Genomic DNA, 25793 nt, shown 5'->3' on the forward strand with positions numbered 1-25793 from the left:
AAGAGGTTAATATGAGCGAGGTTGCGAGATTCTCTATTGAGTATACTCGTTTTCTGGATTCTAAGGGCGAAGCTCAACAAGATTTGCCAATATTTGCGCACAACGTTCATGAATTATTAAAATTGTATCAGCAAATGATGCTCACGCGTCTTTTTGATTACAAAGCGGTGGCTTTACAAAGAACAGGTATGCTCAATACTTATGCTTCTACACTTGGACAAGAAGCCATTTCTGTTGGGATAGGTGCGAGTATGCAAAGAGAGGATGTCTTTTGTCCTTTCTATCGTGATTATGCCGCGCAACTAATGCGTGGTGTAAAAATGAGTGAAATTCTTAGTTTTTGGAAAGGGAATGAATGGGGTAACCATTTTAGTGAATGTCCTTTAGACTTTCCTATTTGTGTACCGATTGCAACTCAGCTTTTACATGCTGCAGGCGTTGCGACGGCTTTTAAACTTCGTAAACAAGCAAAGGTTGTTGTATCAACCTGCGGTGATGGTGCCACATCGGAAGGTGATTTTTATGAAGCCTTAAATATCGCGGGCGTTTGGCAACTACCTGTTGTGTTTGTTATTGATAATAATCAATGGGCAATTTCTGTACCTCGTAAACATCAATCTCATGCACAAACTTTAGCGCAAAAGGCCATTGCTGCAGGAATTCATGGAGAACAGGTTGATGGAAATGATGTTATTGCCATGAAATTTGTGATGGATAAAGCGATTGCCAAAGCACGTGACGGGCATGGCCCTAGTCTCATAGAAGCTTTAAGCTACCGATTATGTGATCATACCACTGCCGATGATGCAAGCCGCTATCGTCGTGAGGAAGAATTGCAACAAGCCTGGCAAAAAGAACCCTTAAGACGCTTGAAAAATTATTTAATTAACCAAAAAAGCTGGTCGAATGAGGAAGAGGAAAATTTTAAAAAAGAATGTGAAAAAAAGATAGAGCTCGCCGTGACTGAATATCTTTCCTTAGCTAAACCTGCAGTGACTGACATATTTGATTATCAGTTTGCAAAATTACCTCATGATTTAATTGAACAACGTATCGAAGCTGAAGCAATGTTTATGTTAAGTAAGGATCATGGCAATGGCTGAAATAACATTGATAGAAGCAATTACGCAAGCATTAGCCTATGAAATGGGTGTTGATGAAGAAGTAGTTTTACTGGGTGAAGATATTGGTGTTAATGGGGGGGTCTTCCGAGCAACATCTGAATTATTCAAAAAATTTGGTGCTGATCGGGTATTAGATACACCGTTAGCAGAGTCTATGATAGCCGGCCTTACTATCGGTATGGCTACACAAGGCTTAAAACCAGTTGCTGAATTTCAATTTATGGGCTTTAGTTATCCAGCATTAGATCAAATTATCAATCATGCGGCGCGTTTTCGTAATCGTACTCGTGGACGTTTACATTGTCCTTTAGTGTTTCGCATGCCATATGGAGCAGGGATTCATGCCCCTGAGCATCATTCTGAAAGCACCGAAACTCTTTTTGCACATATACCAGGTTTACGTGTGGTGATTCCTTCATCGCCGGCACGGGCTTATGGTTTATTGCTGGCTTCGATCCGTAATCCTGATCCCGTTATTTTTTTAGAGCCCACACGCCTTTATCGTTTAAATAAGCAAAAAGTAGTAGATACGGGTGACGCATTACCTTTAGATCAAAGTTTTATTATAAGAGAAGGCATCGATATCACTTTGATTAGCTGGGGTTCGATGTTGTATGAAACTTTATTAGCTGCGGATAAATTGTTACAAGAAAAAGGAAAGTATGCTGAAGTCATTGATGTTGCCACGATTAAACCTTTAGATATTAATACGCTGTTAAGCTCTGTAGAAAAAACAGGCCGATGCGTCATTATTCATGAGGCAGCTCGTTATTGTGGCGTTGGCGCAGAAATTGTAGCTCAATTAAGTGAAAAGGCATTTCTTTTTTTACAAGCACCACTACAGCGTGTTACCGGATATGATGTTACGGTTCCTTATGCGCAATTAGAAAAACAATATTTACCCAGTGTTACCAGGATTTACAATGTGATTGAGCAAACATTGGAGTTTACATGACGACATTTAACTTACCTGATTTAGGTGAAGGCTTGCCAGATGCTGAAATTCGAGAATGGTATGTCCAGGTAGATGATGTTATTAAAGTGGATCAGCCTATGGTTGCTATGGAAACCGCAAAAGCATTGGTAGATATTCCTGCACCTTTCAGCGGCAAAATAACTAAGCTTTATGGGAAATCGGGTGATATCATTAAAACCGGACAAGCTTTAATTGATATTGAAGAAGAAATTTCAACTAAAAAAAACATTGATCAAGCGACTGTCGTTGGAAATTTGCTATTAGGGAATAGAATTATTGATGAATCTCCGCTAGGAATCCAACAAAAGCAAGCATCGACGCCGCATCAAAATGGAATTAAAGCTACACCAGCAATTCGAGCATTAGCAAAAAAATTCCAAATTAACTTAAACGATTGTAAAGGAACAGGTCCTGATGGACAAATTCTTGTCGCGGATATCGAAAAAATGATGCAGCAAAAGTCCAGCAAAGAAACGGGATCTATATCAAATTCCTTATCTTCACTTGCATCAGGTTATGAACCATTGCGCGGCGTTCGCCGAGTGATGGCAAGCACAATGAAACAAACGCAATTATCCATTGTCCCAGTTACTCTGGTTGATGATGCGGATATCCATGCTTGGCCAGAAAAAACAGATATTACCTTACGCCTTATTCGTGCGGTTATGTCTGCTTGTCAGCGTGAACCACGACTTAATGCATGGTTTGACGAATCAAGGTTAGCTTTGTGTAGACATAGTCAGATTGATTTAGGTCTAGCGATGGATGCTCCCGAAGGCTTATTTGTTCCCGTCTTAAAAAATGTTGCTCAAGAAAGTGCTGTTAATTTAAGAAAAGCAATCGATAAATTTAAACTAGAAGTAAAAAATCGAAGTATTTCACCTGATGATTTATTAGGAGCAACTTTTGTACTATCCAATATAGGGATTTTTGCTGGTCGTTATGCTACACCTATCATTGTTCCACCTATGGTTGCGATTTTAGCAGTTGGACGGATTAATGAGAAAGTTGTTGTCGAAGAAGGAAAAATAAGTGTACATAAGCAATTACCTTTATCTTTAACCGTGGATCATCGGGTCATTACCGGTGGTGAAGCGGCTCGATTTTTATCCGCTTTAATTATTGATTTACAAGCAGCGTGAAAATAAATAATGTTACCCATTCTGGCACGTAAACGCTTCGGTCAACATTTTCTGCATGAAAGTTTTGTTATCGATAAAATGGTACAAGCCATCGCGCCTCAAAAAACCGATCATATGATTGAGATTGGCCCGGGTTTGGGGGCGCTAACCGAGCGACTGTTACCACATCTTAAAAGCTTAACTGTAATAGAGCTTGATAAAGATCTCATTCCCCTCTTACAAAAAAAATGTGCTGCACTTGGAGAATTAATGGTTTACCAAGGAGATGTTTTAAAAATTGATTTTCATACCCTGAATAAGACTGAACAAGTTTGGCGTTTAGTGGGAAATCTTCCTTATAATATTTCTACCCCTTTATTGTTCCATTGTCTTGAGCAAGCTAATATCATTCAAGATATGCATTTTATGCTGCAGAAGGAAGTAGTCGATAGAATAACATCCTCCCCTGGGAAAGCCAGTTACGGTCGTCTGAGTGTGATGATTCAGTATTATTGTCAGGTAGAAAAACTATTTAATGTGAAATCAGGTGCTTTCCAACCACCTCCAAAAGTAGATTCGGCCGTGATCCGGCTTAATCCTTATAGAGAATTACCTTATAAAGCCAATGATTGCATCCTTTTTGCTCAAATAGTCAGGAATGCATTTAATCATCGACGTAAAATGCTACGTAACAATTTGGCTAATTACTTACAAGAACATGAATTCAAACAATTAAAAATTAATTCGACACTGCGACCTGAACAATTGGCGGTTAGTGATTATGTTAAATTAGCTAATTTTGTGGTTAAAAGAGATCAATTAGACAATCCCACTTCAATAGATTGATGTGGGATGAGAATTAAAAATTTTACTGATTTTAATTTAATGGCGGTCCTTGTCATGGTCATGATTGGAAAATTTATCTTTGTGTTCTCTACAAAAATCATCATATTGTTTCTGAGCTTCTTCTCTTGCAATACCATATCGCTCTTTAATTTTACCGATGATTTTTTCTTTATTTCCCTTGGCTTCCATCCAATCGTTATCCGTTAACTTTCCCCATTTTTCGTGAAATTTACCTTTAATTTGTTCCCACTTTCCTTTTAGATCTTCTGAATCCATGCCTATCTCCTTGAGTTAATGAAAATACATTAAAAAATTTTCCCTTTAATTTTTATTTAAACCAGTATAGCTTAAGTTTAAGGACATTCAAGCTAACAAAGGGGGTTTATTTTTTAAAATCCATCGTACAAATAATTTGCTGAATTTTTATCAATACAATGGATTTAGATTAAATTTACGCGCTCTTCTTTACTTCAATAAGATGAATAGTAAATACGAGTGTTTGATTAGGCCCAATCGCTTTATCAACCCCATGCTCACCATAAGCCAATTGAGGTGGAATTACGACTTGATAGGTTGCGCCTGGTTTCATGATCTTTAGAACTTCTATCCAACCAGGAATCACATTATTTAGAGGAAAAGTTACAGGTTCTTTTGATTTCTCAAAAACAGTACCATTAGTATAACTTCCGGTATATTCAACTTTAACCATGGAAGTGTCTGTTGGGCTTTCGCCATTGCCGGCACTTATTACTTTATATTGAATTCCACTTTTAGTAGTTATAACACCTGGTTTTGTTTTGTTATCAGCTAAGAAAGAATCACCTTGTTCTTTATTTTTAAGACTAATATCTTTAAATTCAGCTTGTTTTTTGTTAATCAATTCTTGTTGAAAGTTTTTCAAAATATCCGCCATTTGTGCTTGGGTTAATAATGTTTTTCCGTGAGAACCATCCGCCAATCCTTTTCCTAAAGCAACTGGATCGACATCGATGCCTTGTTCTTTAAAATTTTCAGCTAAATCGGCACCAATACTATAGCTTATTTGACCTTTGGTAGTCTTAAGAACAGGGGAATTACTGACTATTTTTGGAAAAGTAGCTGTGGTTTTGAGTTGATTAACCGTAACTGGAGAGGTACTCTGTGCAGCCAGTATGTTTGAACTGATGAGTAAACTAGCCAGGGCAGTCAATACAGGTAATCTTATCATTGGATTTCCTCTTGAGAGACGGTATTAAAAACCGATATATTGCCCTAACTTTCGTTAGAAAACTATAGTTAATTAATAAAAATTTAAAATTATGCCATTTTCAACAGACTATGATGTCATTATTGTCGGCGGAGGTCATGCTGGCACAGAAGCGGCGTTGGCAGCAGCGCGATTAGGCGCGTCTACTTTATTGTTAACACATAATATTGAAACGCTAGGGCAATTATCATGTAATCCCTCTATAGGAGGAATTGGAAAAAGTCATTTAGTGAAAGAGGTTGACGCTTTAGGTGGCATCATGGCTCATGCTGCTGATCTGGCAGGAATACAATGGCGTACATTGAATGCCAGTAAAGGGCCGGCAGTGCGTGCAACAAGAGCGCAAATGGATCGTAGTTTATATAAACAAGCAATTCGTAAAACTCTAGAAAATCAAGCTAATTTATTTATTTTTCAACAAGGTGTCGATGATGTAATCCTGCAGTCTAATCGTATTGTGGGTGTGGTAACGCAAATGGGATTACGTTTCTATGCAAAGGCCGTGGTATTGACTGCCGGTACTTTTTTAGCAGGAAAAATTCATATAGGTTTGCAACAAGCACAAGGAGGACGCGCAGGTGATCCGGCGGCTAATTTCTTAGCTGAAAAGTTGCGTCAATTACCGCTGCGGATTAAACGTTTAAAAACAGGAACACCTCCGCGTTTAGATGGCCGTAGCATCAATTTTAAAGTTTTATTGGAGCAGCCCAGTGATAATCCTTTACCGGTATTTTCGTATTTAGGAAAGATAGAGCAACATCCCACACAAATAAGTTGTTTTATTACTTATACTAATGAAAAAACCCATGCGATTATTCGTTCAGGATTAGATCGTTCGCCTATTTATAGTGGTGTCATAGATGGAATAGGCCCTCGTTATTGTCCTTCTATTGAAGATAAAGTAGTACGCTTTGCGGATAAATTATCCCATCAGATTTTTCTTGAACCTGAAGGACTCAATACTCATGAAGTTTATCCTAATGGCATTTCAACAAGCCTGCCTTTCGATGTACAGTCTGATTTGATTCATAGTATTAAAGGATTAGAACAAGCGCATATTACACGTCCGGGTTATGCAATCGAATATGATTTTTTTGATCCACGCGATCTTTTTCCCTCTTTAGAATCGAGATTGCTAGAAAATTTATTTCTTGCGGGGCAGATAAATGGGACAACGGGGTATGAGGAAGCGGCTGCGCAAGGAATCATTGCAGGTTTAAATGCCGCTTTAAAAGCGCAAGAAAAATCAGCGTGGTGCCCGCGTCGTGATGAGGCTTATATCGGTGTATTAATTGATGATTTGATTACGCAGGGTACGCTCGAGCCTTATCGGATGTTTACTAGTCGTGCTGAATATCGTTTGCTATTGCGTGAAGATAATGCGGATCTACGTTTAAGTGAATCGGCGTATCGATTAGGGCTCATCAATGAAGCTCGTTGGCAAAGTGTCAATGTTAAGCGCTACACCTTAGAACAAGAACAACAACGTTTAAAACAACTTTCAATCAAACCTAATACATCTTTAAGTACAGCTATAGAAGCTCATCTAGGACAAGCTTTAACGCGAGATTATCGAGTTTCTGAATTATTGACTCGACCAGAGTTAAATTACAAGAGTTTAATGAAACTGGAAGGTTTAGGGCCAGGAATTGCCGATTTAGCGATTGCAGAGCAAATCGAAATTCAAGCTAAATATCAAGGATATATTGATCGTCAAATAGTGGAAATTCAACGCCAAGCGCGTTATGAAAATATTACGCTACCACTGAGTTTAGACTATAACGCAGTGAAAGGCCTTTCTAATGAAGTGAGAGAAAAGTTGATTCAACATAAACCACTAACTTTAGGCCAGGCTTCACGTATTCCTGGGATTACACCTGCAGCAATTTCCTTGTTGTTGGTCTCTATAAAAAAGTAAAATAAACTAAGCAACTATGCCTATTTCTGACTTTTTAAATTTATCCATTCCCACAATAGCAGGGCAGCGTTTACGTTTAAGCAACCTACAACAAGATAGTCTTGCATTAGCTTTAAACCAGCTAGCGAATAGCTATGAAGGCGCAATTTTAGTGGTTACGCCAGATAATCTAATGGCAAATCGACTAGAAGCTGCGTTAAAGTTTTTTTCACCGTATTTAACCATCATGAATTTCCCTGACTGGGAAACTTTACCTTATGATCATTTCTCGCCGCATCAGGATATAATTTCGCAACGACTTTCGACCTTAGCTCAATTGCATCAAATAAAGCAGGGTTTATTGTTGGTTCCAATCACCACCTTATTACAACGTATTGCTCCACTTAGTTACATACTAGCAACCAGCCTGAATGTTTCAAGTGGTGAAAAAAGATCTATCGAGGTTATAAGAAAAAATTTACAGTTAGGTGGTTACCATTGTGTATCACAAGTTTTAACGCGTGGTGAATTTGCTGTGCGGGGATCCATTTTAGATGTTTTTCCTATGGGCAGCGATTTGCCTTTTCGTATAGACTTTGCTGATGATGAAATTGATAGTATTCGTTATTTTGATCCCGACACACAGCGTTCTATAGAAAAAATAGAAAAAATAAATTTGCTTCCGGCACGTGAGTTTCCTTTATCCGAATCTGCAATCAATTTTTTTCGTCAACAATGGCGCGAAAATTTTGTCGGTAATCCTCTAAACTGCCCCCTATATGAAGCAGTGAGTGAAGGGCGCGCGCCAGCCGGAATAGAATATTATCTACCGTTATTTTTTCCACAAACACAATTATTGATTGATTATCTTCCAAAAAAAGCGTTAATTTTGCAAGTTAATAATGTCCAGTTAGCGGCAGAAAATTTTTGGAAGGAAGTTAATGAGCGCTATGAACAACTTAGGTATGATATAGAACGACCAATATTAGCGCCTAAACAATTATATCTAGACGTGGATACATTATTTACGCGCTTAAAAGAGTTTCCGAGGATTTTGCTACAGCAAGCTTCAGCAGCAGCTGATGATACTTATCATTCCCGCGTTAAAAACTTTCCTAATTTATCGGTTGATCATAAGCTTGAATACCCTTTACAACATTTAAATGTCTTTTTAAATGAATTTTTAAAAGATCCACAAGCTCGAGTTTTATTTTGCGTGGAAAGCGCAGGTCGCAGAGAAGTGTTGTTGGATTTACTCAATAAATTTTCTATTGAAGTCCATCGTTGCGAAACTTGGCAAGAATTTCTGCAGGCTTCTGAACGTATTTATATCATTATTGCCCCATTAGAAGAAGGATTCTATTTAGAAAAACCGCCTTTGGTATTAATTAGTGAAGCTCAATTATTTGGTAATCAGATTATCCAAAAACGGCAAATTAAAACTAAAGGTTTAGATGCTCGCACGATTATTCGAAATTTAGCGGAGTTAGCCGAGGGTAATCCAGTGGTTCATGTTGATCATGGTGTGGGACGTTATCGAGGATTACAGCATTTAAAAATAGATGGTCAAGAAAATGAATTTTTGATAGTAGAATATGCTGCTAAAGCAAAATTATATGTTCCTGTATCGTCGCTTAATTTGATTAGTCGGTACGGTGGAAATGATAGTGAGCATGCTCCTTTGCATCCATTAGGTTCTGACCAATGGGAAAAAGCAAAACGTAAAGCTGTTGAACAAATGCGCGACGTTGCTGCTGAATTACTCGATATCTATGCCCATCGCGCTGCGCATAAGGGTTATGCTTTTCACCTACCAGAGCATGATTATCAAGCATTTACCGCTCAATTTCCTTTTACTGAAACACTGGATCAGGAGCAAGCTATTCAACAAGTTATCAATGATATGACTTCAGAACGAACTATGGATAGATTAATTTGCGGTGATGTCGGTTTTGGCAAAACAGAAGTTGCGATGCGTGCTGCATTTTTAGCGGTACAATCCAATAAGCAGGTCGCCATACTTGTCCCGACCACATTATTAGCCCAACAACACTATCAAAACTTTAGTGATCGTTTTGCTGAGTGGCCAGTACAGATTGAAATGATTTCGCGTTTTCGTAGTGCTACGTTACAGAAAAAAATTCTAGAACGTTTGCAAATGGGAAAAATTGATATTTTGATAGGTACACACAAATTATTAAGTAAAGAATTACAGTTTCCACGCTTAGGTCTATTGATCATTGATGAAGAACATCGTTTTGGCGTGCAACAGAAAGAGCGCTTAAAAGCCTTACGCGCAGAAGTAGATATTTTAAGCTTAACCGCAACACCTATACCGCGTACTTTAAATATGGCTTTATCCGGTTTGCGAGAGTTATCAATTATTGCTACGCCGCCAGCGCGACGTTTGTCGATTAAAACCTTTGTACAGATGCGTAATACCAGTTTGATCCGTGAAGCCATATTGCGCGAATTGCTTCGAGGAGGCCAAGTCTATTTTTTACATAATCAAGTAGACAGTATTGAAAAAACAGCCAGAGAATTAGAAGCATTAGTCCCAGAAGCACGCATTCAAGTGGCACATGGTCAATTACGTGAAACTCAACTTGAGCGCGTGATGGCCGATTTTTATCATCAACGTTTTAATGTATTGGTTTGTACAACGATCATCGAAACCGGAATTGATGTCCCGTCTGCTAATACCATTATCATTGATCGTGCGGACAAATTTGGTTTAGCACAACTTCATCAATTACGTGGTCGGGTAGGTCGCTCTCATCATCAAGCTTATGCCTATTTAATGACACCCCCTAAAGAAATGGTGACAGCCGATGCGAAAAAACGTTTAGAAGCTTTCACCTCTTTAGAAGATCTTGGCGCCGGGTTTACTTTAGCCATGCATGATTTAGAAATTCGAGGTGCAGGTGAAGTTTTAGGTGAACAGCAAAGTGGAAATATGCAATCCATAGGTTTTTCGCTGTATATGGAATTACTCGAACAAACAGTAGCTGCACTAAAATCAGGTAACGAGCTTGCGCTAAAACCAACTAATCATGCAGTAGAAATTGATTTACAAATTTCCGCATTAATCCCAGAAAATTATTTGCCGGACGTTCATACGCGTTTAGTGCTGTATAAACGTATCGCTCATGCAAAAGATGTACAAGAATTAGAGCAGCTCCAAGTTGAAATGATTGATCGCTTTGGTTTATTCCCAAAAGCGTTGAAAAATCTATTTCAACTAAGCGAGTTGAAATTAATCGCCAACAAAATTGGCATTAAAAAGATTGTGTCCGGACCTCAGGGAGGACGCATCGAATTCAATGAAAACCCTAATATCAATCCCCAAGATATCATCCAATTAATTCAAAATTATCCAACCTTGTATAAACTGGATGGGCCCACGCACCTACGCTTTAATTTCGAGCAATCCTTGCCTGAATTAAGAATAAAAAATCTTTACAATTTATTAAAAAAATTTATGTAAATATTTTTTTAATATGGTAAATTTCCTTGGCTTTTTTTAAAAAGATAAGCCATGAAATTTTAAAATATTATTCTGTAAAGTTTAGAGTTTGCGGCTTAATCTGTTTTTTACTGTATTGATAGAATCACAGAAACAATTTAAAAGGATTTTTAGATTTATGAAAATATTTAAGTATTCAACCTTGAGCCTATTATTTACGACCATTTTGCAAGCGGTGGCAGGATATTCTTGTCCAAATGTCTCAACTATTAATGCAAGAATTGCTGAAAATGGCACAATGATATTTCCGCTCGGCGAAGAAGATGTTCATACGGGGAAGGAAACTTTTTTTCTTTATAGAACTCCTAAGAATAATAAAATAGAAAGATTTTACGATGAAAATAGTACAGTAGATGAATTTATAGGAGCATATTACTATCCGTCTAGTAAAAAAAAATCAGGCTCTTTAACGTGTACTTATAAAAAGAAAGGCAACAGATATTTTCTTTTGGCTATGGAAAAAGAAGAAGTAAAACGTGTTAAGAAGGGAACGATTATAAACGATGTCAACAATAATTGGCGAACATTTCGAAATTCTGGTTCCTACGTTTGCGGGGATGATGAAATTACTAAAGCAGATGTCTGCCAATTTCACCTTACACCGCGTTACCAATAATTATATATAGCTAAATTTAGATAATTTTCACATAAGATTGGTTACGTATTTGGCGGAACCAGTTTTTTAAAGCTTGCTGAAATTTACGTTGATAAACTAACTGTGCAGCTTGCTCACGTGTAACGTTCTGTGATGTTTGTAATTTTTGCGCTCTACCTAAGACTTGTACGATATGCCAACCAAACTGTGTTTGAAAAGGTAAACTAATCTGATTGATAGCCAATTTATTGATTTGTGCTTCAAAAGTAGGATCGAATAGACCCGGTAAAGTCCAACCTAAATCACCACCTTTGTAGGCAGATCCTGGATCTTGTGAGTATTTTTTTGCCAGCTCAGCAAAACTACCACCGCGCAAAATGTCTGCACGAATTTCTTTAAGGCGTAATTCTGCTTGCTGATTGTTAACTAATGGAGAGGTTTTAATTAAAATATGTCGAGAATGTGTGGAAGTCACATAATGGGGGGTTGAATTATCGCCTCGCATTTCTAATAGGCGAACGAGATGAAAGCCATTGTCAGCTTGGATGGGGCCAGTTATTTCGCCAGGTTTAAGTTTTTGCACTGGTGTTTGAAAAATATCAGGTAAATCATTAAGCAGGCGCCAACCTAAATCTCCCCCGGTTAATGGAGGATTAAATTGCTTAGCTTTTTCTATCAATTCTTGAAAGGAAGTCCCGTTTTTTGCTTGTTGCAGTAGAGATAAAGCAGTTGTTTTTATGCGAGTTATTTCAGCGGTGGAGGGCTTGGTGGGAAACGGAACAAGCAAATCTTCAACATGGTAAGCTGCTTTTTGCGGAGTTGATTTTGGCATATGCATTAACATGTCTTTGATTTCTTGATCCGTAACGGTAATCTTCGCAGCGACTTCATCTTGTTGCAGCCGACTAATAATAAGTTGTTGACGGATTTGTTGTCGGTATTTGGCATAAGGTATATTTTCTTGTTGCAACTTTTCTCGTAATTGTTGCAGCGTAAAACCATTGCGTTGCGCAATATCCATAATGGTTTTATCTAACGCAGCTTCATTAATTTTTAATCCTGAACTAGCGGCTAATTGCAATTGTAATTCATTGTCTATCATTTGATTGAGTACTTGCTTGCGAAAGCTTGCAGAATTTGGGATGGGTTTATTTTCAGATAGCCATTGTTGTCGTGTCATTTCAATTTGTTCACTTAGCTGCTGCTGCGTGATGACATGGTTGTTAACAACCGCGACGATACGATCTAAGGGTTCAATGGCATATAAAGGCTTAGGAGAAAACACACTACTGAGTAAGATAATGAATGGAAAAATTTTTTTAAGGAAGTCCATAATCGCTCATTACTAAAAGTGGGTTGCACTAGACTGAAAATTATCAGTATAGCCGGGGATATTACTAGTTAAAAAGCTGGTTATATCACTGATGCCTACGGTACTCAAGCCTTTGAGCTGAAATTGGAAATAAACAACATTATTAAATATTGGACTGCTATTTTGATTTAGGGCAAAAAAAGTTCGGCCAGCGACAATTCGAAATGCCCAACAACAACTATCATATTGTAATCCATAGAAAAAGCTTTGCGAATATTTATGACTAAAATTATAGTTCCACCCGCCGACCGTGCTCCACTGACGTTTAAGTGGTGTTGAGAAAGAAAAACCCAATCTATTAAAATCATTTTGATGACTATTCGGGGGTGTTGGCGGTGTAGTGACAAACAAATCGCCATAACGGATACGCCCATAATTTATATTAAATAACTGATTAGGACGAGGATGATACTGTACGTTAGCGGCAGCATTAATAATGTCATGACTGGTTGGATCCCAGGCAACATTGGCGGTAGTGCTCCATTGTGGATTGACATTGTAATTGATCTGGCCTGCAATAGGAGAAAATTTTTCGGTAGGTGAAGTGGCGCCAGGAACTGCAATAGGATTAGCACATAAAGTTCCAGGTACGCTTAATTGTCTTTCTAAGGGACTACATAAAAAAACGCGCCTGTCTTTAAAATAATATATTTGACCGATACTGGCTCTTAGTTTTTCTTCACCCGTGTATTGATCCAATAATCGAGTAGTGAGTGCATAACTAATTTGGTTAGCATCACCGATACGATCATAACCACTGAAACGATTTGTCATGAAAAGGCTGTCATAACTAAATGGAATAAGTGCGCTATCAAAAATAGGAATATTATTTTGATCACGATAAGGAACATTTAGATAAAAAAGACGAGGTTCTAATGTTTGTAAATAAGAAAGTTCGCCCCAATGAGTCTTGCGATCAAAATACAAACCACTATCTACACTAAATAGAGGCGTTGTGCGTTGGATTTCGCTTTTATAGCCTGTAACTTGATTCATTATATTATAGTGAGTCAGACTCAATTGAACGCGTGGAATAAGATAAGCATCTTTACTTCGCATTGGATAACTGATGGAAGGAAAAAGATTAAGACGGAGTGCTTGCGGCGGTTTAATTAACTCACCTGGATCATTTAAACGTTGAAAATAAGTAAGTTGATTGCTAATTTGAACATTAAACCCATGAACATTTTGCGTGATACTATTTAAATCGATCTCAGGTAAACTATTATAAGGGTTGTTAACGGGCGATTGATTTAAAGGGTGTAATGTTTGATAACGGTTAATACTCGTCGTAAAATTCCAAATATCGCCGGTATAATTTAATTGTGCCTGTTGTGCAAGTTGATTAATAGCGATACTCGGTGGCTGGTTAAAGTCCTGTAAATAATAATCATCCCCGACCCAATTAAAGTTTACCGTACTTGTCCAACGGGGTGTCCATGAACGTTGTTCTTGCCATGTAAAAGACTTTCTAGCGGTACTTGGATAGATCAGGGGGTTGGTGTTGGGATAAAGTAAAGGGATCTGGTCTGCAAGCCGAGCCGCAGCTCGGTCATAGGGAAGATAATTGGCAATGATATTCCCGCGACTCTGATGGGTGAGGTAACGAAATTGACCGACTAATTGTACTCCACGCTTGCTTAAAACAGTGGGTGTAAATAAAAAGTCATAATTACTTGCCATATTCCAATAATAAGGGAAACCAACTCCTATTCCTGATTGCGAAGAAGTTCCAAAATTTGGAAATAAGAAGCCAGATTCACGTCTGTCATCAATTGGAAAAGCAAGATAGGGACTATATAAAATAGGCGTCCCCCGAATATCTAACCAGGTATTATAAGCTTTGCCGCGACCAGTATCACGATTCAATATTATTTTTTTAGCGGACAGTTTCCAAGTTGGATTAATGGGTGAACACGTTGAATAAGTACTATTATGTAATATTATTAATCCAGGATAGGTTTGCTCCACGCTACTTGCCGAGCCCCAAGCATTAATCGGCATACCTTCGTTGGTACCCATTAATATAGTGGTATTTCTTAATAAAATTCGATAAATAATATCAGTAAGATAACCACTTTGGTTATTTAAATTTAAATGGGCTTTTTTAGCTTTGATTAAAAGATTAGGTTCTTGAAGTTTAATTTCACCGAGTAGATCCATATTCGTAATCTTCCCTGTTTTTGGATCACGATAAAAATAAACTTGATCGGCATATAATAAACGGCCTGGTTGCGTGATAATAACATTCCCACTTAATGTAGAAGTTCCTTCAAATGAAAAATGGGATTGTGCGGCATCAATATGCGTAAGAGCTTGCTGGACTTTACTTAAAGGTGTTTTCGCATAAGCCTGCAAGGGATCTAAGTATTGCCCTTTGCAAATACCTAGTTTACTAGGTATCCAACCCAGTTGTTGTGACATAGTCAATTCTGCCGTCAAACCAGGTGAGGCAAAACAAAAAAAAGCAAAATAAAATAGCCATTGAAGGGTTATGGAATCTTCTTTTTGAGGAGTCAGCTTCCTTTTTTTCCTATTGTTCATTTATTTTTTTTAGCTCCCTGGATCGAACTTAGCCGAGAGTTTTAAGGGAGAAAATTGCTTGAGACACAATTATCTCCTTTAAAACTTATATGGATAATACGGCCGTCAGGGGTTGTTTCAAATGAAGTTCGACAAGAGCGAACGATCGTTTGGTGTGTATTCCAAGGCTCATCATAGCTAGAGAAAAGGTTTCCATTATTGGTACGCAAAGGAGAGCGTTTAGGATCAGGGATAGAATACATTGTTTTTTGAGTGTACTGATAGATTTTATGACCATTTGGTAATTGGATCCCTGCATCCGGCGCACCCCATTTGGACATAAGACTTTGAATATTTTTCCCTTGCCATTTATCGATTTGCTTTTGATAGTTTGCTGTACTAGCACAAGCACTTAACAAAAAAAAGAGTACGCAAGAGGCTAAGAAGTAACGCATATTATTTTTCCTTATAAATTCAATTCTGATCGTAGCTCAGTTAAGGCGAAGGTATAATTTTCAGTATTAAAAATACCAGAGCCTAAAATAAAAGTATCTGCACCGGCTTTGGCGATTTCAGCAATATTATTTTTTTTAATTCCTCCATCTACACCTAATCGAATAGTAGGTTTGTGAGTTGAAATTAATTCTTTGGCGGATGAAATTTTGTTTAAAACTTCTGGAATAAAATGTTGTTCAGCGAAACCAGGATTAACAGACATCATCAATATCGAATCTAAATTTTCCCATTTATCATCTAAACAATTTAATGAAGTTTGTGGATTAATAGCTAAACCGGCTTTACAACCTAAGCGACAAATTTGTTTCAAGTTTTTTACGACATCGGTACTGGCTTCAGGATGAAAAATAATTTGATTAGCACCGGCTGCAGCAAAAGCGTTAATTAAATGATCGACCGGATTTACCATTAAATGCACATCTAGAAAAGCCTGAGGGAGATGCTTGCGTAAAGCACTACAGACTAATGGACCGAAGGTTAAGTTGGGTACAAAATGATTATCCATAACATCGATATGCAAACTATTTGCACCTGCTTGCAATACCGCAACCGATTCCTTTGCTAAGCACCCCATATCTGCAGATAAAATAGAGGCGGAAATAGTTAAATCGTGCATTATATCCCCTTAGCAGCACAAATACGATCGTAAGCAGCCTTGATATTTTGAGTTTTCTCAGTCGCTATTTTTATCATTTCTTCAGGTAAACCCTTAGCTAATAATTTATCAGGATGATGTTGACTCATTTGTTTTCGATAGGCTTTTTTAATTTCGGCCGGCGATGCTTGTTCAGAGATGCCTAAGATAGCATAGGCGTCTCTTAGATTCAGCTGATGAGAAGAATGCGAGGATTGGTAATAGCCTTGTTGCCTCTGACCAGAAGACTGCTGCCGGAAAGCTTGCTCAAAATTGAATAGATGTTCAAAAAAGCTGAAATTGAGTGGTGCAAAACCTAAATATTGGCAGATTTTCTGCAATACTCTTTGTTTATCCGTTGTGAGATGACCTTCAGCCAAGGCGGTTTGCATTTGTATTTCTACGAAAAGCTTAAGTAACACCTTATTGCGATGACAAGCTTGGACCAGTTTTTTTAAGGTTTCTTCTAAATTAAAGGAAGCTTGTTTACCCTGATTAAAAAGGTCGATAGCCTTTTGGCGCATGGTTTCAGTAAGACCTAGGCGGTTCATTATGGCCCTGGCAGCTTGAATTTCTGCCTCCGAAACTCGACCATCTAGTTTTGCGATATGCCCCATTACTAAGAACGTGCTATCAAAAAAAACTTGTTGTGCTGCGCTTGGGTTGACAGAAGAGAAAGTCCAACCCTGGTTTTGATTAAGGCCACGATCAAAGAGGTGCCCAATGATGACGCCCAATATAAGCCCAAATGGCCCTCCAAGAAGGAAACCAAAAAACCCGCCGATGAGCTTGCCCCATATATTCATGCTAAAACCTAAATTCATAAAATTTTGCGTATAAGATTAACAGGATATTATCTTGTCTTAAAGTTGAATAAACGATAAGCTCGCCGTGAGAATATTTAATTATAATTTTATTAAGTCATGCGATTCTTATATACAATAATTTTTTATTTATTGTTGCCATTTATTTTATTGCGTTTATGGATAAAAAATCGTCAAATTCCCAATGGTTTACAATTTTGGCATGAACGTTTAGGGTTCGGTTTACGTCCTTTCTTACCAGGTGGGATTTGGGTACATGCCGTTTCAGTAGGTGAATCCTTGGCTGCGATACCACTAATCAAGCTTTTACAGCAACGTTATCCAGTTACTCCCATTATTGTGACTAATGAAACTAAAACTGGGGCTGAACGTATTCGCGTTGAATTAGGCGATAGCGTCACGCAGCTTTATTTTCCTTATGATTTACCCCTGGTCTTAAGGAGGTTCTTTAAGGCCCTGCAACCAAAATTGCTGATTCTAATAGAAACAGAACTTTGGCCTAACCTTCTAGTAAGCTGCCAGTTGTACCAAGTGCCAGTAGTCCTTGTCAATGCTCGATTATCTGAGCGTTCCGCTAAATCCTATCGACGTATTTTACCGCTCATGCATAAGATGTTAAACAGCATTAATATCATTGCTGCACAGTTTCAAGCGGATGCCGATCGCTTTATCGCTTTAGGTTTTCCAGCTGAAAAGATGCGGGTTACGGGAAGTCTTAAATTTGATTTGACACTTCCCCTAAATCTGACTGAACAGGCACAGCACTGGCGGAAAATCTGGGGAGAAAACCGGCCAGTTTGGATTGCTGCAAGCACTCATCCTGGTGAGGAAGAGCTTATTCTTCAAGCTTTTACCGAAGCGCGTCGTTTTTTTCCTGACTTACTATTAGTTTCTATACCACGACATGTGGATCGTGTTCCTCAATTGGAACAGCTATATAATAGCCAAACTTATAAGATTATCAAACGCAGCGATCATAATCAGTCTAAGATGAGTGATGTTGATATTTTTATCGGCGATACCATGGGAGAATTACTTATTTTTTATGCAGCAGCCGATCTTGCTTTTGTAGGTGGAAGTTTAGTGGAAAAAGGCGGGCAAAACCCTCTTGAGCCCGCTGCCATTGGCTTACCTATATTAACCGGTCCTTATACTTTTAATTTTGCAACGATTACTGAACAGCTGAAACTGCGACATGTGGAAATTCAGGTGACTAATGCTAAAGAGTTGGCAGAGCAAGTTATTGCTTTATTATCTGATCCAGAGCGACGCCAGCAAATGTCTCATGAAGCTAAAAAGTTTGTGGCAGAGAATAAAGGTTCTGTGTTAAAGCAAATGCAATTAATTGAAAATTTATTGATTTAAGTTGATTTTTTTATGTACTCTGGAATTACACAAGGTTTATTTGTTGTCAAGTCACTTATCAAGCGACCTGGATTATTCCATTATAGTGTCGCTTTAAATGAAGAGTTGGCAAAAGATTTAAAAATAGGTTCTAGTGTTTCTATTGATGGTGTTTGTCAAACCGTAGTTGCGATACGTGGATATGAAGTCAGCTTTGATGCGATGCAAGAAACTTTAGCCAAAACCACGTTGAATGAACTTTTTATTGGGAGAAAAGTCAGTGTGGAAAGAAGCATAGGTTTTGGTGATGAAATTGGAGGACATGAACTGAGCGGTCATATTTTTGAGACAGGGACGATAATCGATAAAAAAATCAATGGTGAGAGCGTATGTTTATCTATTCAAACTTCTGAAACGTGTTTTGCCTTTATCAAGCCGAAAGTTTATATAGCAGTGGATGGTTCCAGTTTAACTGTAGGTTTGACGGATAAAAAACAACATAGTTTTGAAGTGCATTTGATTCCCGAAACCTTACGTAAGACCAATTTTGGCAATAAAAATATTGGGGATAAGGTTAATATCGAACCTGATATGAAAACTATGTTGCTGGTTGAAACCGTGCAACATTATTTTTCCAATATTGATGACCGATTAACAGCGATAGAAAAAAAGTTAGAGCATTTCTTAACAAGCAGGCATTAAATTTAAAATAAAATAGCCAAAATATCAGTTAATTGTTTAATTGTATAAGTTGGATGAATGGCTAAGCAGGATTTTTTATCACCATATCCATATTCAGCCCAACAAGAGTCAGCGCCAATATTTTGCGCAAATAGTAAATCGGCTGGTGTATCGCCTATCATTAAGATCTGTCTCGGGCTTATATTTGCATATTTGGGTTTAATAAAATCGATATATGCCATAGGATCGGGTTTTTTTCTCAGTGTTTTAGTGTCGCCAATGACCATGACAATATATTGCTTTAATTGAAAACGTTCGAGTGCCGTGTTCACTGCGGCAACTGCTTTGTTGCTGACCACAATTAGAATGTAACCCGCTGCAAAAAGTTTGGCTAATACTTCGGCGGTTTTAGGAAATGGCGCACTTTTTTCTTCACCTTCAGCTAAATAAATGGTTTCGTAGGTACTTAATAAGTGATGGATTTGTTGCTGGGTAAGATCGGGGCTAAGAGTCTCTAAGCTTTTTTCCATACCTAAACCTGCACGGATGGTTTCATCGATGAAATCATGATTTGGTATCGTCATATGTAATGTTTCATAGGTACGCTTAATGCAGAAAAGTATGGCATTGTGTGTAGCGCAAAGTGTGCCATCAAAATCGAGAATAAGTAATTTATAGTTATTCATAAAGCTTTACTTATGTGAGAAGATCAAAGTTCACAGCTCCTATTAAAAGTGTAGCTGGATAAATTTAATTGGTAAAGCAAAAGAATAATGCGACTAGTAACTATAGAATACTATTAGGCTTTAAAAAATTTCTAAAAACCTAATAGTGTTGTCAAATAATTTTATCTGGATGGGCGTGATAAAGGAGTTTCTGTTATTTGATCTGGATTTTGAAGCATTTTTCCTAATTCTTTCCACCTGCAGGCTGAATAAGTTTCACCTTTAAAGAAAGCAAAAAATCCCCAGGGATCTCTGTGTTTTGAAAGGATTTCAACTTTATCATATCTATTCAAAAAATCTTTAATACTTTCCAATGATTCCTTGTTACTAATCATTTTAGAGAGCTCTAAGAATATTTCGATTTTATCAGTGGCAGTTTTCCCAAAAAATTTTGGCCTTTCTAAATGCTCAAAGACTTCACCAATGCTTTGTTGTAGTATTAGATAGATATCGCGATAAGGGTGTGTATCTCCTTCAAAATGTAGAATTTTTAATTTCTGAGCATTATCTGGGAATTCTTTCAGAGCTTTTTCACTAGCTAGATTTTGGATGGATGTAGATCTATAAGGAAAAAGATAGATTTTATTACTAAGTGTTTTTTCATTATTAATAGAATAGATACAGCAATTAGGGATGACGTTTTCAGTATAAGTTTCAGGAATTTCATAACCCAATTGAGTGTTTTTAGTATTTGTTTGATAAGAAAAAATTTTAAAAAAATTTATAATGTTTTTATCTTTTATTTCTTCTCCATCTTTTCTAAAAAGAACTTTATTATAAATGAATTCTGCATGTTGAATTTCTGGAAATAACTTAAAAAGTTCTTGGGCACGTGTAATTTTATCCATCTGCGTTGGCTTATAGCCTGGATACTGCAATATTCGTGTTTGAGATATATTTTTGACGTTTTCTTCTAAATAGTCTTTTAGTATTGAAAAATCAATTTTTTTGGATTTTTCATGGATACATCTAAATTGCAATTGAAAATTTTTATCCTTTGAATCGGTGACATTTAAAATTTGGATGGATTGATTGTCGAAAATAGCATAAGAATTTTCAGAAAAAATTAAACAAAAATCAGTTTTTGGCATAACCCACCTTATTTATTATACTTATAATAAAACCATATCATACACTATAAGTATCAACAACTTGGAAATTTCTTTATGAAAGGTCTGGTCTGGTTTCGTGAAGATCTACGCTTGCATGATAATACAGCGCTGTATCATGCTGCTCAGCAATGTAAAGATGGGATTCTAGGTATTTATATCATCGATACTCATTTTTGGAAAAAACATCATATGGCGGCCTGCCGAGTTCAGTTTTTACTCACTGGACTATTTGAATTAAGTCAAAGTCTGCAATTACGAGGTATTGCCCTATTAATCAAACAGGTAAAGAAAACTGTAGATATTCCTAAAATAATATATCAGTCCATGAAAAAATATAAACTGAAAGAGTTATTTTTTAATAAACAATATGAAGTAGATGAAAAGCAACGCGATAAAATTGTTTGTAATTATTTAAGTCAATATGCTATTAAATGTAATACATATGATGATCAAGTTATATTACCACCGGGCACTGTGCAAACTAAGCAAGGAAAAACTTTTGGTATCTTTACACCCTATAAACGAGCCTATCTGCAATTGCTATTGAATAATCAAAATATCGTTCCGCATTACTCACTACCTAAATCACAACACACATTAGATATTCGATCCAGTAAAGTTCCACTCAAGCTACCTAATTTTTATACAACTATCGTTTGGCCGTCGGGCGAGAAAGAAGCGCAGCGCCGTTTTAAAAAATTTATAAAAAATGATTTGTTTAACTATCACAAAACTCGTGATTTTCCCGCATTGGAAGGTACAAGTTTATTATCTCCCTATTTGGCAGCGGGAATGATTTCACCGCGTCAATGTTTACTGGCCGCCTTAATGGCCAACGAAGGTGAATATGATGGCAGAAATAAAGGCGCAACGACATGGATCAATGAATTAATCTGGAGAGATTTTTACAAACATTTATTAGATGCGGTACCGCGTCTGTCGATGCATCAGCCTTACCGATTGGAAACTGAAAAATTAAATTGGCATTATAATGAAAAACAATTACACGCTTGGCAACAGGGTAATACCGGTTATCCTATTGTTGATGCCGGGATGCGACAATTAAAACAAATCGGGTGGATGCATAATCGCTTACGCATGATAGTTGCAATGTTTTTAACCAAAAACTTATTTTTTGATTGGCGCATAGGCGAGGATTTTTTTATTCGCCATTTGATTGATGGAGATTTAGCGGCGAATAATGGCGGCTGGCAATGGAGCGCGTCTACGGGGACCGATGCTGCACCTTATTTTCGAATATTTAATCCATTACGACAAAGCGAACGTTTTGATCCACATGGAGATTTTATTCGCCAGTATTGCCCTGAATTGCGTTCATTTAATGCGCGAACAATTCATGATCCCCATCAGCGTGCACCCGCATTGGCTTTAAAAAGTGGTTACCCCAAACCAATCATTGACTTTAAAGACTCACGTATGGCAACAATTAAAGCTTTTAAATCACTTTAATACTAACTGGAAATTTTAAAAATTGTCGACTATTTTTAAAATTTCTCGTTTGAGGAAACATTATGCAAGCAAAAAGCAAAGTTAGAATGATCCATATGTCAGCTTCATTCTTATTGCTGACATGCATGTTTCATAACTGCTTAGCACTCCCTAATGTAATGAACGTTGTCATACTAGGTGTGGAAGCTAAAAAATTATTTGCTTATCTGACGGGTCCTAAAGTACATCCCGATGCAGGAATGAGTAAGCAATATTTGCAAGGAATCAATGTGGTCTGCCAATATGTAACAGCGCCTATCTCACATAATGGAGTAAATGTGCCTATGGGGGACCCCTCTCGATATTCCTGTGCCATGAACATTGATTACAATGGTTTAGCTGGATCCACTACGCTTCCTTAAACAGTTTGTCATGTAGTGTTGTTGGTGCAACCTGGGGAAAAAAATTTGCAGCTTACCTTGCATCTTTTGTTGAAAAAAACTACTTGCCTTTTGATATCGTCAGAAAAATGTTGCTAATACCATAAAAAGCATATATAGATTTTTCAAAACTCAAGTAACAGTCTATGATCAGGAGATAACTTCATGCCTACTAATAATCGCCTGAGACCTTCGGGTGATAAAATAGAAAAATTGGACTGTGGAAAGCACTGATTTTGCGCCAGAAATAAGCATAATTTAAGGATGCGGAGAATGAAGAGTTGGATTAGTTTGCAAGGATATCAAAGTTTAGTTTGTTTACGCCTTGTTTCAGAATTTAAAAATCTCTCTAGACAAACACAAGGGCGCAGAACCTTTTAACTTAAGGGTCTCATTGCTATTATTCCTTACTGACAATGCATAGAATTTCTAAATCAAATTTTAAAAGTACTTTCGTTATTGGAGGCGCAATGAAATTAAAGACGCTGATTTTAGCAATTAGCATAGGAATAACAACATCTGTTTTGTCTTTGACCCACGCTGACGAGCTCCCAGCAGCTCCATATCTAAGCACGATAGGCACTGCCAGTATTGATGCAACCCCAGATATTGCAACGATAACAATTGAAGTAAACTATTCGGCTAAACGTGCAGTTGATGCTAAACAGAAGGTTGATAAACGTGTCACGCAGTATTTTGATTTTTTACGTAAAAATGGGATTGAGCAAAAAGATATTAATGCGGCTAATTTAAGCACGCAAGCAGAATATGATTATCAGAATGGCTCATCCGAACTAAAAGGATTTCGGGCAGTACGTCAGGTTCAAGTTACAGTGCGTGAGATCGGGAAACTTAATCAACTATTGGATGGAGCACTCAAGTTAGGTTTAAATGAGATTCAAGCGATAAAATTAGGCGTAGCAAAACCTAGTAACTATCGTGAGCAAGTACGTAAAAAAGCCATTCAAAATGCAATCTTTCTCGCCACGTCATTAGCGGATGGGTTTAAAGTTAAACTGGGGCCCATTTATAGCATTCATTATCGAGGAGACAATGACCAATCGCCACTACCGATTATGTTTCTACGCGCTGAAAACGCCTCTATAAGCACCCCATCGCAAACTTATCAACAACAAAGCATCCACTTTAAGGATCAAGTTGAAGTAGTTTTTGGCTTGGAAAATCCTATGAGCAAAACAAGATAACAAGACTGTCGAGATTTTACTGGTGCGCCCCCGGAGGTACTCAAATCTCCCACGCTCAGGTTTGAAGTTAGATGATTGCAACGTAGATAATTAAAACAACTTTTTAAGCTATCCCATTCACGGCGCAACAGATCATTTTCCCGTTTCAGTTGACGATATACGACGTTTTCTGTTCTTAAATTTTTTTCCTGGAAAAGAGTTGTCTGTAATTGATATTTTTTAATGTAAACTAAGAAAATATTTGGAAAATTAAATTTAAATAAAGGAATTTTTATTTTTGAAAAATACAACTGAAACTGTTGACTTAAAAAGACAAGTTATAAGGCGTTTTTTAGAGGAAATGAATGGTTTTTTTTTCAGGAGAAACACTACCAACTCACCCTGTAGAATCAACCTTAGCGAGCTTGCGTGTTTCTATGTAACAAGCTATTTAAATCCATTATCTGCGCTATTAAATGAAAAAAATATATTTACCTTAGGCGAAAATTTTTTTAAAAAAAAAGCTTTTAATGAACTAAGTTGTGATTTGGCAACTCAATTAATCGTTAATTTTATTCATTTTATACAAAGAAAATCTTGCCAATCAATTGATTCTGAAGAAATAATTTTAGAAGTCTCTATTAATCAGGGTCTTGAGTCGGTGAAGAAAAATAGTTGCGGATCATCATTAAAACTCCAATTTATTAATGAATTAAGAGCTTGTTTACCAGATGGCAGGAGAGCTAATTTAGAAAAACCAGAAAATTTGGCAATATGTATTGAAAAAATTAATAATCTTCCCATTGGTGAAAAGATAAAATTATGTGACAATATTTTAAAAGCATTGAGTTCAGATGCTTCGACTCTGCAAGTGAACCTAAATAATTATTTTCCACTAAGTATAGCTAACTCAAATGGAGCATCTCCTCAAAACACCCTTTATAAAATATTAAGTCTGCAAAGAAATTATTCTTTAAACAGAGATTCTATTCTATTTGTAAAATTATTGCATTATAGACGCATAGAGAAAATAGCTTGTACTTCTTTGCAGCGAGATAATGATCCATATGCAAAAGGTAAACCGTTAAATATATTATTAGATGAAACTTGTTTTGCCAAAAAAAGACAAGAAAAAAATGAGTCTTTACAAATAGATTTATGTGAAATTTATACTAAAAAAATAGATGAAGAGGATAAAAATCTTTTATGCAATGGTACTTCTAATTTTTTCAAATCCAACCGTTTCTTCAAAGAAGGTCTGCAGCGACTGCAATTAATTTGTAATAATTTGACTGAATCTATATTAAATAGTTCTGAAGTACGCCAAAAAATTTATGAGGAAAAGCAAAACGATATTTTTGAAGAAATTAGAAATACAAATCAGAGAAATGGGATTACATCAAATAATTTACAACAAGTAATTGAGCAAAATCAAAGTAAAAGTATGGGGATAACCAATAACACTTATAATAATTCACAGTTATTTGCAATTAATCCAGCTAATTCGAATGCTACATTAAATAACTTAACCGATTCATCTTGTTATCCTTCCAATAATTTTAGTATTAGTTAATGGTATTGAAATAAATATTCGGGAAAACTAATACAGCAACATTCCGACAAAGGTTAGCATCGTCTCTAATTATATCCTACCAACA

The 25793-nt window shown here is 36.9% G+C and carries 22 protein-coding genes; 13 read left to right on the forward strand and 9 right to left on the reverse strand.

Going from position 1 to position 25793, the window contains the following annotated elements; genetic code table 11:
* Window positions 1-11: 11 nt before the first annotated feature.
* Genes pdhA through rsmA form a run of 4 tightly spaced genes read left to right on the forward strand, consistent with a single transcriptional unit; the run spans window position 12 to window position 4067 of the window.
* Window positions 12-1103 (forward strand): pyruvate dehydrogenase (acetyl-transferring) E1 component subunit alpha, encoded by a 1092-nt coding sequence (gene pdhA, locus AACL18_RS00875; protein WP_339050744.1) that lies wholly within the window; start codon window positions 12-14, stop codon window positions 1101-1103.
* Complete coding sequence (locus tag AACL18_RS00880) at window positions 1096-2079, forward strand: alpha-ketoacid dehydrogenase subunit beta (protein WP_339050745.1); 984 nt, start codon at window positions 1096-1098, stop codon at window positions 2077-2079. The genes pdhA and AACL18_RS00880 overlap by 8 nt, the downstream gene beginning before the upstream one ends.
* The gene (locus tag AACL18_RS00885; protein WP_339050746.1) at window positions 2076-3242 is read left to right on the forward strand and encodes a dihydrolipoamide acetyltransferase family protein; all 1167 of its coding nucleotides are present in this window, start codon (window positions 2076-2078) and stop codon (window positions 3240-3242) included. The genes AACL18_RS00880 and AACL18_RS00885 overlap by 4 nt, the downstream gene beginning before the upstream one ends.
* Window positions 3243-3251: 9 nt before the next feature.
* Window positions 3252-4067: a 16S rRNA (adenine(1518)-N(6)/adenine(1519)-N(6))-dimethyltransferase RsmA gene (gene rsmA, locus AACL18_RS00890; RefSeq protein WP_339050748.1), complete on the forward strand. Its 816-nt coding sequence runs from the start codon at window positions 3252-3254 to the stop codon at window positions 4065-4067.
* Between the two features lie 36 nt (window positions 4068-4103).
* Here the strand turns inward: rsmA and AACL18_RS00895 are convergent, their stop codons facing one another.
* Complete coding sequence (locus AACL18_RS00895; protein WP_339050749.1) at window positions 4104-4343, reverse strand: CsbD family protein; 240 nt, start codon at window positions 4341-4343, stop codon at window positions 4104-4106.
* Between the two features lie 175 nt (window positions 4344-4518).
* Window positions 4519-5274 (reverse strand): FKBP-type peptidyl-prolyl cis-trans isomerase, encoded by a 756-nt coding sequence (locus AACL18_RS00900; protein WP_339050750.1) that lies wholly within the window; start codon window positions 5272-5274, stop codon window positions 4519-4521.
* 88 nt (window positions 5275-5362) lie between these two features.
* Here AACL18_RS00900 and mnmG point away from each other — a divergent pair, with 88 nt between their 5' ends.
* From mnmG to AACL18_RS00915, 3 genes are all read left to right on the forward strand, one after another.
* Window positions 5363-7231, forward strand: a complete 1869-nt coding sequence (gene mnmG / locus AACL18_RS00905) for a tRNA uridine-5-carboxymethylaminomethyl(34) synthesis enzyme MnmG (RefSeq protein ID WP_422395908.1) — start codon at window positions 5363-5365, stop codon at window positions 7229-7231.
* Window positions 7232-7247: 16 nt separating this feature from the next.
* Window positions 7248-10697: a transcription-repair coupling factor gene (gene mfd / locus AACL18_RS00910; RefSeq protein WP_339050752.1), complete on the forward strand. Its 3450-nt coding sequence runs from the start codon at window positions 7248-7250 to the stop codon at window positions 10695-10697.
* A 157-nt stretch (window positions 10698-10854) separates the two neighbouring features.
* On the forward strand, window positions 10855-11352 hold the full coding sequence (locus AACL18_RS00915) for a hypothetical protein (protein WP_339050753.1): 498 nt from the start codon (window positions 10855-10857) through the stop codon (window positions 11350-11352).
* A 16-nt stretch (window positions 11353-11368) separates the two neighbouring features.
* Here AACL18_RS00915 and AACL18_RS00920 read toward each other — a convergent pair whose 3' ends face one another.
* The 5 genes from AACL18_RS00920 to djlA all read right to left on the reverse strand — a co-directional run bounded on the left by AACL18_RS00920 (window position 11369) and on the right by djlA (window position 17182).
* Window positions 11369-12664, reverse strand: a complete 1296-nt coding sequence (locus AACL18_RS00920) for a peptidylprolyl isomerase (RefSeq protein WP_339050754.1) — start codon at window positions 12662-12664, stop codon at window positions 11369-11371.
* A gap of 12 nt (window positions 12665-12676) precedes the next feature.
* A complete protein-coding gene (locus AACL18_RS00925) occupies window positions 12677-15127 on the reverse strand; it encodes an LPS-assembly protein LptD (RefSeq protein ID WP_339050755.1) in 2451 nt (816 codons plus the stop codon).
* 161 nt (window positions 15128-15288) lie between these two features.
* Complete coding sequence (locus AACL18_RS00930; RefSeq protein WP_339050756.1) at window positions 15289-15681, reverse strand: hypothetical protein; 393 nt, start codon at window positions 15679-15681, stop codon at window positions 15289-15291.
* Between the two features lie 11 nt (window positions 15682-15692).
* Window positions 15693-16358, reverse strand: a complete 666-nt coding sequence (gene rpe, locus AACL18_RS00935; protein ID WP_339050757.1) for a ribulose-phosphate 3-epimerase — start codon at window positions 16356-16358, stop codon at window positions 15693-15695.
* Window positions 16358-17182 carry a co-chaperone DjlA gene (djlA, locus tag AACL18_RS00940; RefSeq protein WP_339051659.1) on the reverse strand — a complete coding sequence of 275 codons (825 nt, stop codon included), beginning with the start codon at window positions 17180-17182 and terminating at the stop codon, window positions 16358-16360. The genes rpe and djlA overlap by 1 nt, the downstream gene beginning before the upstream one ends.
* A gap of 117 nt (window positions 17183-17299) precedes the next feature.
* On the opposite strand from djlA, the gene waaA reads away from it, so the two are divergent.
* Window positions 17300-18565 (forward strand): lipid IV(A) 3-deoxy-D-manno-octulosonic acid transferase, encoded by a 1266-nt coding sequence (gene waaA / locus AACL18_RS00945; protein WP_339050758.1) that lies wholly within the window; start codon window positions 17300-17302, stop codon window positions 18563-18565.
* 12 nt (window positions 18566-18577) lie between these two features.
* Window positions 18578-19246, forward strand: coding sequence for a riboflavin synthase subunit alpha (locus AACL18_RS00950; RefSeq protein WP_339050759.1), 669 nt, complete (start codon window positions 18578-18580; stop codon window positions 19244-19246).
* 2 nt (window positions 19247-19248) lie between these two features.
* Here AACL18_RS00950 and AACL18_RS00955 read toward each other — a convergent pair whose 3' ends face one another.
* Window positions 19249-19911, reverse strand: a complete 663-nt coding sequence (locus AACL18_RS00955) for an HAD family hydrolase (RefSeq protein ID WP_339050761.1) — start codon at window positions 19909-19911, stop codon at window positions 19249-19251.
* Between the two features lie 161 nt (window positions 19912-20072).
* Window positions 20073-21041 (reverse strand): hypothetical protein, encoded by a 969-nt coding sequence (locus AACL18_RS00960; protein WP_339050762.1) that lies wholly within the window; start codon window positions 21039-21041, stop codon window positions 20073-20075.
* A 75-nt stretch (window positions 21042-21116) separates the two neighbouring features.
* Between AACL18_RS00960 and phrB the strand changes: the two genes are divergently transcribed.
* The 4 genes from phrB to AACL18_RS00980 all read left to right on the forward strand — a co-directional run bounded on the left by phrB (window position 21117) and on the right by AACL18_RS00980 (window position 25708).
* Entirely contained in the window at window positions 21117-22532 is a 1416-nt protein-coding gene (gene phrB, locus AACL18_RS00965; protein ID WP_339050764.1) for a deoxyribodipyrimidine photo-lyase, read from the forward strand.
* Window positions 22533-22594: 62 nt separating this feature from the next.
* Window positions 22595-22933, forward strand: a complete 339-nt coding sequence (locus AACL18_RS00970) for a hypothetical protein (RefSeq protein WP_339050766.1) — start codon at window positions 22595-22597, stop codon at window positions 22931-22933.
* 488 nt (window positions 22934-23421) lie between these two features.
* On the forward strand, window positions 23422-24156 hold the full coding sequence (locus tag AACL18_RS00975) for an oxidative stress defense protein (RefSeq protein WP_339050768.1): 735 nt from the start codon (window positions 23422-23424) through the stop codon (window positions 24154-24156).
* Window positions 24157-24433: 277 nt separating this feature from the next.
* Entirely contained in the window at window positions 24434-25708 is a 1275-nt protein-coding gene (locus AACL18_RS00980; RefSeq protein ID WP_339050770.1) for a hypothetical protein, read from the forward strand.
* Window positions 25709-25793 lie beyond the last annotated feature (85 nt).

Origin of the sequence: Rickettsiella endosymbiont of Xylota segnis, assembly GCF_964019545.1 — a bacterium.
GTDB lineage: Bacteria > Pseudomonadota > Gammaproteobacteria > Diplorickettsiales > Diplorickettsiaceae > Aquirickettsiella.